The sequence below is a fragment of the Comamonas sp. BIGb0124 genome (assembly GCF_003752175.1).
Lineage (GTDB): Bacteria > Pseudomonadota > Gammaproteobacteria > Burkholderiales > Burkholderiaceae_C > Comamonas_F.
The window spans coordinates 227051-241370 of the sequence record NZ_RJVF01000009.1; the positions used below are offsets into that span (position 1 = coordinate 227051).

Annotated in this window: 13 protein-coding genes; 4 read left to right on the top strand and 9 right to left on the bottom strand. The window is 65.1% G+C overall.

Annotated features, from left to right (window positions below; genetic code table 11):
* Positions 1–11 precede the first annotated feature (11 nt).
* Genes EC845_RS07240 through EC845_RS07250 form a run of 3 tightly spaced genes read left to right on the top strand, consistent with a single transcriptional unit; the run spans position 12 to position 3057 of the window.
* A complete protein-coding gene (locus EC845_RS07240; RefSeq protein ID WP_123296686.1) occupies positions 12–689 on the top strand; it encodes a TRAP transporter small permease in 678 nt (225 codons plus the stop codon).
* Positions 686–1984, top strand: coding sequence for a TRAP transporter large permease (locus tag EC845_RS07245; RefSeq protein WP_123296688.1), 1299 nt, complete (start codon positions 686–688; stop codon positions 1982–1984). Before EC845_RS07240 ends, EC845_RS07245 begins: the two co-directional genes overlap by 4 nt.
* A gap of 44 nt (positions 1985–2028) precedes the next feature.
* A complete protein-coding gene (locus tag EC845_RS07250; RefSeq protein ID WP_123296690.1) occupies positions 2029–3057 on the top strand; it encodes a DctP family TRAP transporter solute-binding subunit in 1029 nt (342 codons plus the stop codon).
* 65 nt (positions 3058–3122) lie between these two features.
* Here EC845_RS07250 and EC845_RS07255 read toward each other — a convergent pair whose 3' ends face one another.
* The 8 genes from EC845_RS07255 to EC845_RS07290 all read right to left on the bottom strand — a co-directional run bounded on the left by EC845_RS07255 (position 3123) and on the right by EC845_RS07290 (position 11546).
* Positions 3123–3941 carry a MetQ/NlpA family ABC transporter substrate-binding protein gene (locus EC845_RS07255; protein WP_123296692.1) on the bottom strand — a complete coding sequence of 273 codons (819 nt, stop codon included), beginning with the start codon at positions 3939–3941 and terminating at the stop codon, positions 3123–3125.
* 269 nt (positions 3942–4210) lie between these two features.
* Positions 4211–4948, bottom strand: coding sequence for an amino acid ABC transporter ATP-binding protein (locus tag EC845_RS07260; RefSeq protein ID WP_123297944.1), 738 nt, complete (start codon positions 4946–4948; stop codon positions 4211–4213).
* A gap of 32 nt (positions 4949–4980) precedes the next feature.
* Positions 4981–5646, bottom strand: coding sequence for an amino acid ABC transporter permease (locus EC845_RS07265; RefSeq protein ID WP_123296694.1), 666 nt, complete (start codon positions 5644–5646; stop codon positions 4981–4983).
* 2 nt (positions 5647–5648) lie between these two features.
* Entirely contained in the window at positions 5649–6374 is a 726-nt protein-coding gene (locus EC845_RS07270; RefSeq protein ID WP_123296696.1) for an amino acid ABC transporter permease, read from the bottom strand.
* 149 nt (positions 6375–6523) lie between these two features.
* Entirely contained in the window at positions 6524–7426 is a 903-nt protein-coding gene (locus EC845_RS07275; RefSeq protein ID WP_123296699.1) for a transporter substrate-binding domain-containing protein, read from the bottom strand.
* Between the two features lie 284 nt (positions 7427–7710).
* Positions 7711–9147: an aspartate ammonia-lyase gene (locus EC845_RS07280; protein ID WP_123296701.1), complete on the bottom strand. Its 1437-nt coding sequence runs from the start codon at positions 9145–9147 to the stop codon at positions 7711–7713.
* 103 nt (positions 9148–9250) lie between these two features.
* Positions 9251–10237 carry a LysR family transcriptional regulator gene (locus tag EC845_RS07285; protein WP_123296703.1) on the bottom strand — a complete coding sequence of 329 codons (987 nt, stop codon included), beginning with the start codon at positions 10235–10237 and terminating at the stop codon, positions 9251–9253.
* A 106-nt stretch (positions 10238–10343) separates the two neighbouring features.
* A complete protein-coding gene (locus EC845_RS07290) occupies positions 10344–11546 on the bottom strand; it encodes a M20 aminoacylase family protein (RefSeq protein WP_123296705.1) in 1203 nt (400 codons plus the stop codon).
* Between the two features lie 207 nt (positions 11547–11753).
* On the opposite strand from EC845_RS07290, the gene EC845_RS07295 reads away from it, so the two are divergent.
* On the top strand, positions 11754–13901 hold the full coding sequence (locus EC845_RS07295; protein ID WP_123296706.1) for a molybdopterin-dependent oxidoreductase: 2148 nt from the start codon (positions 11754–11756) through the stop codon (positions 13899–13901).
* Here EC845_RS07295 and EC845_RS07300 read toward each other — a convergent pair.
* A complete protein-coding gene (locus tag EC845_RS07300) occupies positions 13894–14148 on the bottom strand; it encodes an acyl-CoA-binding protein (RefSeq protein WP_123297946.1) in 255 nt (84 codons plus the stop codon). The genes EC845_RS07295 and EC845_RS07300 overlap by 8 nt on opposite strands.
* Between the last annotated feature and the right edge of the window lie 172 nt (positions 14149–14320).

Below are 14320 nucleotides of genomic sequence, written 5' to 3' on the forward strand. Positions count from 1 at the left end.
TTTCGTCAGCCATGTCTCAGATCCCGGATCCACCCCCCTCGCGTCCTTCCGCCGTGCCTGCCGGTGTTCTGCCGACTTCCATTCCCGTCGCCGACGACGCCACCGATGTTCACGCGGCATCGGGCCTTGTGCAACCGTCGCGCCCGGACGACGGCGATGCCGCCGAAGCGGACGAACCGACTGCCGTGCCGCTCAGGATCGAGGATGTGCTGACCGTGGCGGTCATGGGGCTCCTGGCCCTGATCACCTTCGGCAACGTCGTTGCGCGTTACTTCACCAGCCAGTCGTTTGCCTGGACGGAAGAGTTCTCGATTTTCCTGATGATCGTCTTGGCCATGGTGGCCGGCTCCGCCGCGGTGGCACGCGACCGTCATATCCGCATCGAGTATCTCGCCGCCCGCGGCTCGGCGGGCCGCCGCCGGGCACTGGCCGTGCTGGCCGCCGGGCTGACGTCCCTGGCCTTTGCCGTGCTGGCCGTGCTCAGCGCGCGCATGGTCTGGGACGACTACCGTTACGAAGAGACCTCGCCCGCGCTGGGATTGCCCCAGTGGTGGTATTCGATGTGGCTGCCCTTGCTGTCGGCAGCCATCGCCTCGCGGGCGCTGGGCTTGGCGGTGCGGCGCTGGCGGCAGCCGCCGCCCGAGGTCGATCCGCTCGTCCATGGGGTGGACCGGGGGGCGCCCCTGTGATCGCCACGCTGCTGTTCACCCTGTTCATCGCCGCCATGGCTGCCGGCGTGCCGATTGCCGCGGCCATCGGCCTCGCCGGCATGGCGGCGATTGCTCTCGCCAATGCCGATGCGCAGTGGCTGGGCCTGATGGCCGTGCCGCAGAATTTCTATGCGGGACTGGGCAAGTACCCGCTGCTGGCCATACCGATGTTTGTCCTGGTCGGGTCGATCTTCGACCGCTCGGGCGTGGCCTCGCGCCTGGTCAATCTGGCCGTGGCGGTGGTCGGGCGCGGCCCGGGCATGCTCCCCCTGGTGGCGATCTCGGTGGCCATGTTCCTGGGCGGTATTTCGGGCTCGGGTCCGGCGACGGCCGCCGCGGTGGGCGCCGTGATGATCGCGGCCATGACACGCGCTGGTTATCCCCGTGCCTACTCGGCCAGCGTGGTAGGGGCCGCCGCCGCGACCGACATCCTGATTCCTCCCTCGGTGGCCTTCATCGTCTATTCGGTGCTGGTGCCTGGGGCCTCCGTGCCGGCCCTGTTCGCAGCCGGCATGGTGCCCGGCATTCTGGTGGGCCTCGCGCTGATCGTGCCCGCCGTCTGGCTGGCTCGCCGCCATCGCATGGGGCAGGCCGAAAGCACGCTGCCGCGCCCTCCGCTGTGGGCCAGCCTGCGCGAATCGGTGTGGGGGCTGGCCGCGCCGGTGCTGATCCTGGGCGGCATGCGGCTCGGCTGGTTCACCCCGACCGAGGCCGCCGTGGTGGCCGTTTTCTACGGCCTGTTCATCGGCATGGTGGTGCACCGCACCATCCGCGTGCGCGACCTCTACGTGATCCTGCGAGAGGCCGGCGAAACCTCGGCCGTCATTCTGCTGGTGGTCGCGCTGGCCGGCATCTTCGCGTACTCGCTGTCCACGCTGGGCGTCATCGATCCGCTGACCCGCGCCATCGTCCACTCGGGGCTGGGCGAGGGCGGCGTGATGGCGCTGATCGTGCTGCTGCTCATCGTCGCCGGCATGTTTCTCGACGGCATCTCGATCTTCCTGATTTTTGTACCGCTGCTGCTGCCCATCGTCCAGCATTTCCAGTGGGATGTGGTCTGGTTCGGCGTCATCCTCACCTTGATGGTGGCACTGGGGCAGTTCACGCCGCCGCTGGCGGTCAACCTGATGGTTTCGTGCCGCATCGCCAATGTGCCCATCGAGCACACGGTGCGTTGGGTGGGCTGGCTGCTGGTGGCGGTGCTGTTCGTGACGCTGCTGGTGGTGCTCATGCCCCAACTGGCGCTGTGGTTGCCGGCCTACCTGGGGTATTGAGTACCAAGAGTTTTCAGTTCGACAACGACACACAAGGAGACATCATGAAATTGCGTTCCCTGCTGGCCTTGACTCTGGCCGCCGCCGCATTGGGCACGGGCGGAGGGGCCTGGGCACAGACCTACAAGTCCGAATACAAGATGTCGCTGGTGCTCGGCCCCGCTTTTCCGTGGGGCAAGAGCGGCGAGATCTGGGCCGACCTGGTGCGCGAGCGTACCCAGGGCCGCATCAACATCAAGCTCTATCCCGGGACCTCGCTGGTCCAGGGCGACCAGACCCGCGAGTTCACGGCGCTGCGTCAGGGCGTGATCGATCTGGCCGTCGGTTCGACCATCAACTGGTCGCCGCAGGTCAAGTCGCTCAACCTGTTTTCCATGCCCTTCCTGATGCCGAACTTCGCCGCCATCGACGCGGTGACGCAGGGGCCTGCCGGTGCCGAGATCTTCAAGGCCGTGGACAAGGCCGGTGTGCTGCCGCTGGCCTGGGGCGAGAACGGCTACCGCGAGATCAGCAATTCCAAGCATGCCATCCGGACGCCTGCCGACCTCAAGGGCCTGAAGATCCGGGTCGTCGGTTCGCCCCTGTTCCTCGATACCTTCACCGCGCTGGGCGCCAATCCGACGCAGATGAGCTGGGCCGATGCCCAGCCCGCCATGGCCAGCGGAGCGGTCGACGGGCAGGAAAACCCGCTCGCCGTCTACATGGCCGCCAAACTCAACACCGTCGAGCAGAAACACATCACGCTGTGGGGCTACGTGGCCGATCCGCTGATCTTTGTCGTCAACAAGGAGATCTGGGCCGGCTGGAGCGAGGCCGATCGGGCCATCGTCAAGCAGGCTGCGGTCGATGCCGGCCAGCAGGGCAAGGCGCTCGCACGCAAGGGCCTGGTCGAGGCCGACAAGCCCCTGGTCAAGCAGCTCGCCGGTCTGGGCGTGACGGTGACCGAACTCACCCCCGCGCAGCGCAAGGCCTTTGTGGATGCGACCCGGCCGGTCTACGACAAATGGAAAACGCAGGTCGGCGCCGAGCTCGTGAGCCAGGCCGAGAAGTCCGTCGCCGACTCGCAGAAATAAGCCGGCGACGTTCGAGCTGAAGGGCTCGCATCTCCGGCTGCGGAGATCGAGCCGTTACCCAGCAATCAGAACGCGGGCACGATCGCGCCCTTGTACTTGTCGGCGATGAACTTGCGGGTTTCAGGTGCATGCAGAGCCGCGATCAGCTTGCGCACGGCAGCCGACTGGGCGTTGTCGGGGCGCACGGCGATGAAGTTGGCGTAAGGCGAATCGGCGCCTTCGATGAGCAGTGCATCGCGGGTGGGCACCAGCTTGGCTTCGAGCGCATAGTTGGTGTTGATCAGCGCCAGATCCACATCGGGCAGCACACGCGGGAGCTGTGCGGCCTCGACCACGGTGAACTTCAGTTTCTTCGGGTTGTCGGCGATGTCGCGCGGCGTGGACAGCAGGTTGGCCGGGTCCTTGAGCTTGATCAGGCCGCCTTGCTGCAGCAGCAGCAGCGCACGTCCGCCGTTGGACGGATCGTTCGGCAGGGCGACGGTCGCGCCTTCACGCAGTTCCTTGATCGATGAAATGCGCTTGGAATAGGCACCGAAGGGTTCGACATGCACCAGGCCCGACGGGGCGATCACCACATGGGTGCCACGCTCCTTGTTGAAGGTGTCGAGGTAGGGCTTGTGCTGGAAGTAGTTGGCGTCCAGCTGCTTGTCTTCCACCGCCAGGTTGGGCTGCACGTAGTCGGTGAATATCTTCACCTCCAGGTCCACACCCTGCGCCTTGAGCGCGGGCTTGACGAAGTTCAGGATCTCGGCGTGCGGCACGGGCGAGGCGCCGACGACAATTTTGTCTTGTGCCGAAGCACTCGTGGTGGCAAACGACAAGGTGGCTGCGGCACCGGTGGCCAGGACGGCACGGAGAAACAGGGACTTGAAACGTGGGGTCATGAACTGAAAACTCCTGGATGGATAGAGGGCCGGCTGAAAGCACAGCAGGTCTTTGTTATGAGATCGAGCTCGGTATTATCCAGTTCTTTATGTGTTTTTCGTTCTATCGGTTGCTCATTAACAGATTTTTTCTGGATATAAGAAAACGAAAAAGACAAAAAAAAGCCCTCCGGACGGAGGGCGTGGGCCGATCGATCGGCACCGCAAGATACGGCACGGACCGAGCCCGCAGGGAGCCGGCCCGGCCGGTCTCCCGGCGGGGGCACCGATCAGTGCTGCAGGATCTTGTTGAGGAAATCCTTGGTGCGGGGCTGGCGGGCTTCGGGGTTGCCGAAGAACTCGTCCTTGCCGCAGTCTTCGAGAATGTTGCCGCCGACGTCGATGAAGATCACCCGGTTGCTGACCTTGCGGGCAAAGCCCATTTCGTGGGTCACGACCATCATGGTCATGCCTTCGTTGGCCAGGCCCACCATCACGTCGAGCACCTCGCCCACCATTTCAGGGTCGAGTGCCGAAGTGGGTTCGTCGAACAGCATCACCACCGGGTCCATCGACAGGGCGCGGGCGATCGCCACACGCTGCTGCTGACCGCCCGAGAGCTGGCCGGGGAACTTGTCCTTGTGCGCCGACAGGCCCACGCGGTCGAGCATCTTGAGGCCGCGCTTCTTGGCTTCGTCGGCGCTGCGTCCCAGCACCTTGATCTGGGCGATGGTCAGGTTCTCGGTCACCGAGAGGTGGGGGAACAGCTCGAAATGCTGGAACACCATGCCGACCTTGCTGCGCAGCTTGGGCAGGTTGGTCTTGGGGTCGTGCAGCTTCACGCCGTTGACGGTGATCTCGCCCTTCTGGAAGGGCTCGAGCGCGTTGACGGTCTTGATGAGCGTGGACTTGCCCGAGCCCGACGGGCCGCAGACCACCACCACATCGCCTTTGTTCACGCTGACCGAGCAGTTGTTGAGCACCTGCACGGGGCCGTACCACTTGGAGACGTTTTTGAGTTCAATCATGGTTTCAGACATCTATCTTTCTCCTAGGCCGATCAGCGGATGATGGCGATCTTTTTGTGCAGGCGCTTGACCATGTAGGACAGCGCAAAGCAGATGACAAAGTAAACCACGGCCGCCAGCAGGTAACTTTCGATGGGGCGTCCGAGGTTGGTGCCGGCCACCACAAAACCCTTGAGCAGGTCGTTGGCGCCGATGGTATAGACCAGCGAGGTGTCCTGGAACAGCACGATGGTCTGCGTGAGCAGCACGGGCAGCATGTTGCGGAAGGCTTGCGGCAGGATGACCAGGCGCATGTTCTGGCCGTAGGTCATGCCCACGGCCTGACCGGCAAAGACCTGGCCGCGCGGAATCGACTGGATGCCGGCGCGCATGATCTCGCTGAAGTAGGCCGCCTCGAATGCAATGAAGGTGATCACCGCTGCCATTTCGGCACCGATGGGGCGGCCGATCAGGAAGGGCACCAGCAGGAAGAACCACAGCAGCACCATGGGCAGCGGAATGCTGCGCATGCCGTTGACGTAGATGGTCGCCGGGATCATCAGGATCTTCACGCCGGACAGGCGCATCAGTGCGAGCACGGTGCCGAAGATCACGCCGCCGACGGTGGCCACCAGCGTCAGGATCAAGCTGAAATACAACCCCTTGAGGATGTAGTTGCTGATGACGTCCCAGTTGTAGAAGGAAAAATCAAGCGTCATGATCAGTGACCTCCCCCGCTGGCGGAGGCGATGAAGCCGGGGACACGCGAACGCTTTTCGATGAAAGCCATGATGCGGTTGATGGCAAGAGCCGAGATCACGTAGAGCGCGGTCACTGCGGCATAGATCTCGATGGGACGCGAGGTTTCCTCACCGACCTGCATGGCGTACCAGGTCAGTTCGGTCACCGACACGGCAAAGGCCACGGACGAGTTCTTGAACACGTTCATGGTTTCGCTGGTCAGCGGCGGAATGATGATGCGATACGCCATCGGCAGCAGCACGTAGCGGTAGTACTGCGCCGTGGTGAAGCCCATGGCCATGCCCGCATACCGCTGGCCGCGCGGCAGCGACTGGATGCCCGAGCGCAGTTGCTCGGCGATCCGGACCGAAGTGAACAGCCCCAGCGCAATCACCACCAGGGTGAAGCTGTCGAAGCTCTTCATGGCGGGTATCAGCGCCGGAATGACGTGATACCACAGGAAAATCTGAACCAGCAACGGGACGTTGCGAAACAACTCGACCCAACATGTGCCGAAGCCCGACAGCCAGGGGCTGTTGGGGAGCGTGCGCAGGATGCCGATGATGGACCCCAGCACCAGTGCGACGATCAATGCCAGCACCGCAACGGATACGGTCCAGCCCCAGGCCGACATCAGCCATTGCCAGTAGGTCGGGTAGTTGCCTGGATCCTGCAGGAATACCTGCCAGTCCCAATCTGTTCCCATGGAAAACTCCTCGATCGAGCGCGACGCTGGCTGAAAGCCGATGGGCTCACGTCTCGAAAACTCACAAAAAACGCCCGCGGGGCGGGCGCCTGAGCGGCCGGGTCAACAGGTGTCCGGCACGCTCGCTCATCGTGGCACTTCAGTCGGTTTTAGTCGACCTTGTAGGCTTCCTTGGGCTTGTCGTTGGGGTTGGCCCAGGCGGCCTTGGTGGCAGCCGAGGCGGGCATGTTCAGAGCCGTGTTGGTCGGGGGGATGGGCTGCACGAACCACTTGTCGTACAGCTTGGCGACCGTGCCGTCCTTGATCTGGCGGGCGATGCTGTCGTCGACGGCCTTCTTGAACTCGGCATCGTCCTTGCGGATCATGATGGCGATGGGTTCGACCGACAGGGGCTCGCCCACGATCTTGAAGTCCTTGGGCGACTTGGCCTTGGCGATGTTGCCGGCCAGGATCTGGCCGTCCATCACGAACGCATCGGCACGGCCCGATTCCAGCAGCAGGAAGCTGTCGGAGTGGTCCTTGCCGCTGACTTCACGGAAGTTGATGTTCTGGGCGCGCTTGTTCTGACGCAGCAGTTGCACGGAGGTGGTGCCGGTGGTGGTCACGACGGTCTTGTCGTTGAGGTCGGCCACCGACTTGATCGGCGAGTCGGCCTTGACGGCGATGCGCACTTCCTCGACGTACAGCGTGGTGGCGAAAGCCACTTCCTTCTGGCGGTTCTCGTCGTTGGTGGTCGAGCCGCACTCGATGTCGACCGTGCCGTTCTTGACCAGCGGAATGCGGTTGCCCGAGGTCACGGGCTGGTACTTGGTCTCGAGCTGCGACAGGCCCAGCTTCTTCTGCACGTCGCGGATGACGTTGGTGCAGACATCGTAGTGGAAGCCGGTGTACACGCCGTTGCCCAGCGTGTAGGCCAGCGCGCCCGAAGACTCGCGCACGCCTTGCGTGATGCTGCCCGAAGACTTGATCTTGGCCAGCGTGTCGCTGCTTTGCGCGTGAGCCACGCCGGTCGCGAGCACGACAGCTGCCAGTGCCAATACGTGTTTCTTCATCAGTAATCTCCTAAAAAAACTGTTCTCCAGTCGGCTGGAGCGAGGCTGCGGAGCGCCTGCTTTAGCCGCCCCCCTGAGAGTATGACCAAAAGTAGACATGTTCCCTTCCGGAAAAGCACCAGAATGGTGTTTTTCTGACGCGAACCGTCCATATGGGTAACCCTGGGCGAAGAGGCCGAATGGGGTCCGCAATGTACAGCATGGTTCGTGCCCGGTAGTGGAAAACGCGGTCGACACAAGGCTCTGCACCCGGTGTCTGGTTCGCGAAACAGGGTTTTCCCGAGTCATCGGACGGCAGCCGTGAGGGTTGTGCGGGTCACGCTGTACGGACGTGTGAGCTTTTCGGGCACCAGCAGGGCGTCCATCTCTTCGGCACTCAAGATGCCGAGTTCCTGAGCGGTACGGTCGAGAGGTTGTCCGGTCGCCATGGCCCGCTTCACGATGGCTGCGGCTTTTTCGTAGCCGATCAGCGGGTTGAGTGCCGTGGCCAGCGTGACCGATTCGCGGACCTGGCGGGCCAGCACGTCCTGGCGAGGCTCGATGCCGTCCACGCAGTGCACCTTGAGTGTGCGCAATGCACCATCCAGGTGATCCAGGTTTTTGTAGAGACTCCAGCCGATGAGGGGCTCGAAGGCATTGAGCTGCAGTTGGCCGGCTTCGGCTGCCAGTGTGATGGCGGCATCGTTGCCGATGATTTCGAACGCCACCTGGTTGACGGCCTCTGGAATCACCGGGTTGACCTTGCCGGGCATGATGGACGAACCGGCTTGCCGCGGCGGCAGGCGGATGTCGCCGTAGCCGGCTTGCGGGCCGCTGGAGAGCAGACGCAGGTCGTTGCAGATCTTGGAAAGGCGGATCGCGATCAGCTTGAGGACGCCCGAAAGCTGGACGAATGCGCCGGTGTCCTGACTGGCGGCGATGAGGTCGGTGGCCGGACGCACGGGGACGAGGCTGTCTTCGGCCAGGCGCCGGCAGACCTGTTCGGCATAACCGGCCGGGGCATTGATGCCGGTGCCGATGGCGGTTCCGCCGAGGTTGACTTCGGTGAGTTCTTCGCGTGCCTGCGCCAGACGCCGCTCGTCGGCTGCCAGCATGCTGGCAAAGGCGGCGAACTCTTGACCCAACGTCATGGGGACGGCGTCTTGCAACTGCGTGCGGCCGATCTTCAGGACGCCGGCGAACTGTTCGGCCTTGGCTTCGAGGCTCTGGCGCAGCGCGGTGAGTTGCGGCTGCAGCTGGCCCGATTTTTCCCACAGCGCCAGACGCAGCGCGGATGGGTAGACATCGTTGGTGCTCTGCGATGCGTTGACGTGGTCGTTGGGGTGGACGACGGCATAGTCGCCCTTGTCGTGTCCGAGGTGTTCCAGCGCGAGGTTGGCGATGACCTCGTTGGCGTTCATGTTGGTCGAGGTGCCGGCGCCGCCCTGGATGACATCGACCACGAATTGATCGTGGTGCTGTCCGTCGAGCAGGTCGTTGCAGGCCGCAACGATGGCCTGGGCCGTGGCCGGCGCCAGAACGCCCAGTTCGGCGTTGGTGGCGGCCGCTGCCTTCTTGATGTGGGCCAGTGCGCGGACGAGCTCGGGCATGGCCGAGATCGGTGTCCCGGAAATGGGAAAGTTCTCCAGGGCTCGGGCGGTGTGCACGCCCCAATAGACGATTTGCGGAATGTCCCGGATGCCCAGGAAATCATGCTCCTGGCGCGTGGCGATCGACAGCATGGCGTGCCTTCTGAGTGACGACGGCCTCACTGTAAGGACTTCGACCTACAAAATCCAATGCCGTTAATCTGGGAGGTTATGCATGGAATTCATGGATATGGATTCAGGCCTGAGCCGGTTGCGCCGGAGACACGGAACGGGGTTCGGCCTGCGCCAGCTTGGCCTTGTGCGCGGCGGGGCTGAGCAGGTAGTCCCAGAGTTCGGCGGCCACGCCCTTGGGGGTGTGGCGCGCGGTGGGGCGTTCGCGGTAGGCCAGGATGTCCATGGTCACGGTGTGGCGCGGATCGTCGGACGCCGGCACCAGCTTGTGGCTGCGCAGCTCCTTTTTCACCAGGCTGCGCGGCAGGAAGGCCACGCCGTGGCCGGCCAGCACCATGGCCTTGACGCTTTCGGCCATGTCGGTCTCGTAGACGCGGTCGAGCAGCAGCGGCTCGGGCGACTGCTGGATGATGAGCTCGGACATGTGGCTCAGGTAGGCCCCCGGTCCGTAGCCCAGGTAGGGAACGGGTGTGCGCGAGCCGGCGATGTGCAGCCGGTGGACGGGCTGGAGCTGGCTGTCGGCCAGCGAATAGGCCGACAGCGGTTCGATGCCGAGCTGGATCATCTCGTAGCGCAGCGGATCGAGCTGCAGCGGGCGCGAAGGGTGGTGGAAAGCCACCAGAATGTCGCATCCGCCCTCGGCCAGCTGGGTGACGGCATCGAGCACGTTGAGCGCGATGAGGCGCGATTTGATCGGCTTGAACTGATCGCGCAGCACCGAGGCCCACGCCGGGAAGAAGGCGAAGGTCAACGAGTGTGGCATGGCGAAGGTGATCACATCGTCGGCCGCCTGCCGGTGCGCCCGCAGCATGGAACGCGTGGCCTGCAGGTCGTGCAGCAATTCCAGCGCCTGGTTGTACAGCGTCTGGCCCGCCGGGGTGAGCCGGGTGGGGTACGAGGACCGATCCACCAGATCGGTCCCGGCCCAGGCTTCGAGCGACTGGATGCGGCGCGAGAAAGCCGGTTGGGTCACGTGGCGCAATTGCGCCGAACGCGAAAAACTATGGGTTTCGGCGAGGCTGACGAAGTCTTCAAGCCACTTGGTTTCCATGAGTCGTGTCGGGCGAAAGGAGATCGGCAAGCATACCGTTCTTTACCGCCCGCGCCACTGGAGAACCGGCGTGCACAAGGGGTTTGTGGCGGCGACGGTGCGGTTTTCAGGCCGGACGCGCGAACCAGCGGTGCACCAGATGCACAAAGGCGCTGGCGCCCAGGGGCAGCAGGTCGTCGTTGAAATCGTAGGACGGGTTGTGCAGCACGCAGGGGCCGGCACCGTGGCCGCCGGTGCGGTGGGCACCGTCGCCGTTGCCCAGGAAGAAGTAGGCGCCGGGCTTGGCCTGGAGCATGTAGGAAAAATCCTCGGCTCCCATGGTGGGTTCCTGGTCGATCACATGGTCGGCGCCCACCACCTCGGCCAGCGCGGCGCGTGCGAACGCGGTGGCCTCGACGTCGTTGACGGTGGCCGGGTAGTTGCGCGCAAAACCGAACTCGCAGCTGGCCTGGTGCGCCGCGCAGATGTGTTCGGCGACTTCGCGCATGCGGGATTCGATCAGGTCGAGCACCTCGGTGCGGAAGGTGCGCACGGTGCCCTGGATCTCGCAGTGGTCGGGCACCACGTTGGTGGCTTCGCCGGCATGGATCATGGTGACCGACAGCACGGCCGAATCGATGGGCTTCTTGTTGCGGCTGATGATGGTCTGGAAACCCTGGACGACCTGGCAGGCCACGGGAACCGGATCGATGCCCATGTGCGGCATGGCGCCGTGGCAGCCGCGGCCCTGGATGACGATCTTGAATTCGTTGGTCGAGGCCATGACGGGGCCCGAGGACAGCGCGATGTCGCCGACGGCCATGCCCGGCCAGTTGTGGGTTCCGAAGACGGCGTCGACGGGGAATCGCTCGAACAGGCCGTCCTCGATCATGGCGTGGGCACCGCCGCCGAGTTCTTCGGCAGGCTGGAAGATCAGCACCACGGTGCCGTCGAAGTCGCGCTGCCTGGCCAGATGCTGAGCGGCTGCCAGCAGCATGGTGGTGTGCCCGTCGTGGCCGCAGGCGTGCATCTTGCCGGGGGTCTTGCTGGCGTGGGCAAAGGAATTGAGTTCCTGCATGGGCAGGGCGTCCATGTCCGCGCGCAGGCCCAGGCTGCGGCCGCTCTGGCCGCCGTCGCGTCCCCGGATCAGGCCGACCACGCCGGTCTTGCCCAGGCCGCGATGGACTTCGATGCCCCATTCGGTCAGCAGTTTCGCGACCAGTTCGGACGTGCGGTGTTCCTCGAAGCAGGTTTCGGGGTGGGCGTGGATGTCGCGCCGGATGGCGGTCATGGCGGCGGCCTGGGCCACGATGTTGTCGATGAGGTTCATGGTCTTCGGGTAGGAAGGTAGCGGGCGCCGGTGCGCGGGGATGGCTTGCAGCCGGAGCGAGCAAGGATCGCGCCTGTTCCCTGCGGATGGGCATTCGTGCCAGTTTAGTCCTGTCGCGCGACAGCCGCTACCGCAAGCGGCCACCCCGCGACTGCGCCAGAATGGCATACCCCGATGCGAGCGTCCGACCGTGACGACCCGAGACCCATGACCGCAACTCTTTCCGACCCGACCCCTGGCCTGCCTTCGCCGGCCCCGATCCAGCACGTTCTGGGCGCCTGCCCGCACGACTGTCCCGACACCTGCTCGCTGGTGACGACGGTCCAGGACGGCGTGGCGCTGCGCGTGGCGGGCAACCCTGCGCACGTGCACACCGATGGCGTGCTGTGCGCCAAGGTCTCGCGTTACACCGAGCGCACCTATCACCCCGAGCGGGTGCTCACGCCGCTGCGCCGGACAGGGCCCAAGGGCAGCGGGCAGTTCGAGCCCGTGGGCTGGGACGAGGCGCTGGACGCGATCGCCGCCCGCCTGGGTGAAATCGCGCAGCGCGACCCGCAGGCCATCCTGCCCTACAGCTATGCCGGCACGATGGGGCTGGTGCAGGGCGAGTCCATGGCGGCGCGGTTCTTTCACCGGCTGGGTGCCTCGTTGCTCGACCGCACCATCTGCGCATCCGCCGGGGCCGAGGCGCTGATGCAGACGTACGGGGCCAAGGTGGGCATGAAGGTCGAGTTTTTTGCCCGGTCCCGCCTCATCCTGATCTGGGGCAGCAACTCCATCGGCAGCAACCTGCATTTCTGGCGTTATGTGCAGCAGGCCAAGCGTGCCGGTGCCCGGCTGGTGTGCATCGATCCGCGGCGCAGCGAAACCGCCGACAAATGCCACGAGCACATCGCCCTGCGGCCGGGCACCGACGCGGCGCTGGCTCTGGCCCTGATGCATGAGCTCGTCGTCCACGATGCCGGCTGGAAGAGCCTGCAGCCCGATGCCGGCCTCGATCACGACTATCTGGCGCGCCATACCCTGGGCTGGGAGGCGCTGCGTGCGCGGGCCCTCGAATGGCCGCCCGAGCGCGCAGCCGAAGTCTGCGGCATACCCGTCGAACAGATCCGCCGCCTGGCCCATGACTACGCGCACACGCGGCCTGCGGCCATCCGCCTGAACTACGGCATGCAGCGGGTGCGAGGCGGTGGCAATGCGGTGCGTGCCGTGGCCTGCCTGCCCGCCCTGGTGGGCGCATGGCGCGATCCGGCCGGTGGGCTGCTGCTGTCGGCTTCCGGCACCGCTCCCGTGCAGCGCGCGGCCTTGCAGCGCCCCGACCTGCTGGGCGCGCGCCGGCCGCGCACGCTCAACATGTCGACCATCGGCCGGCATCTGCTGCAGGAGGCGGGGCCCGCATCCGGCCCGCGTGTCGAGGCGGTGGTGGTCTACAACAGCAACCCGGTGGCCGTGGCGCCGCAGTCCGCCGAAGTGGTGCGCGGTTTCGGGCGCGACGACCTGTTCACCGTGGTGCTGGAGCAGTTTCGCACCGACACCACCGATTACGCCGACTATGTGCTGCCGGCGACCACGCAGCTCGAGCACTGGGACATGCACAACAGCTATGGCCATACCCATGTGCTGCTCAATCGTCCGGCGATCGCGCCGGTGGGGCAGGCCCGCCCCAATACGGACGTGTTCCGCGGCCTGGCGTCCCGCATGGGGTTCGACGAGGCGTGTTTTGCCGACGACGACCTCGCGCTGTGCCGTCAGGCGCTGGGCGATGCCGTGGATTTCGAGGCCCTGCTGGCCGACGGCTACGTGGCGCTCGACGTGCCGGACGCACCGTTTGCGCAGGGCGGTTTTGCCACGCCGTCCGGCCGCTGCGAGTTCTACAGCGCCAGGCTGGCGGCGCAGGGCCAGGACGGATTGCCCGACCATCTGCCCAACTACGAACTGGCCGGGACCTCGGCGCAGTACCCGCTGGCCATGATCTCGCCGCCGGCGCGCAACTTCCTGAATTCGACCTTCGTCAACGTGCAGAGCCTGCGGCGCATCGAAGGCGAACCCCTGGTCGAGATCCACCCCGAAGATGCAGCCGAACGCGGCATTGCCGACGGCACCGTGGTGCGGATCTTCAACGACCGCGGCAGCTACCGCTGCAAGGCCGAGGTATCGACCCGTGCCCGTCCGGGCGTGGTCAACGGCCTGGGCATCTGGTGGCGCAAGCTGGGACTGGACGGCCGCAATGTCAACGAACTCACCAGCCAGCGCCTGACCGACATGGGGCGGGCGCCGGTTTTCTACGACTGCCTGGTGCAGGTCGAGGCCGACAGCCCGCAGGGGCGCGCGACCGAGCCGGCCGCCGTTACTTGAGCGACTCGATCAACTCGATATAGGCCTGGCGGGCCTGGTCGCCCGACAGACCCTTGCGAGCCGTCCAGGCCTCCCATTTGGCACGGCCGACGACGTCGCTGAAGCTGGGTTTCTTGGCGGTGTTGTCGCCTTCGGTGGCCTGTTTGTAGAGGCCGTAGATCTTGAGCAGGGTCGGGTTGTCGGGGCGCTGCGCAAGCAGCTTGGAGTCGGCGACGGCAGATTCGAACTCGGTCTGGAGATCAGGCATGGCAGAAGAGCTTTCGAAGGTCTGCCCCGGAGGACGGACCGGATGGGCCAAAGGGATGTCTGCCGCCATCGTAGCGGCCGCGCCCTCGGATCGCCATGGCGGTTTGTCTGGGGGAGCCGAGTTCTGCGGCGCCCGGCGCGCGGTTTTATACTGGGGCCCCGCCGTGCTGGCT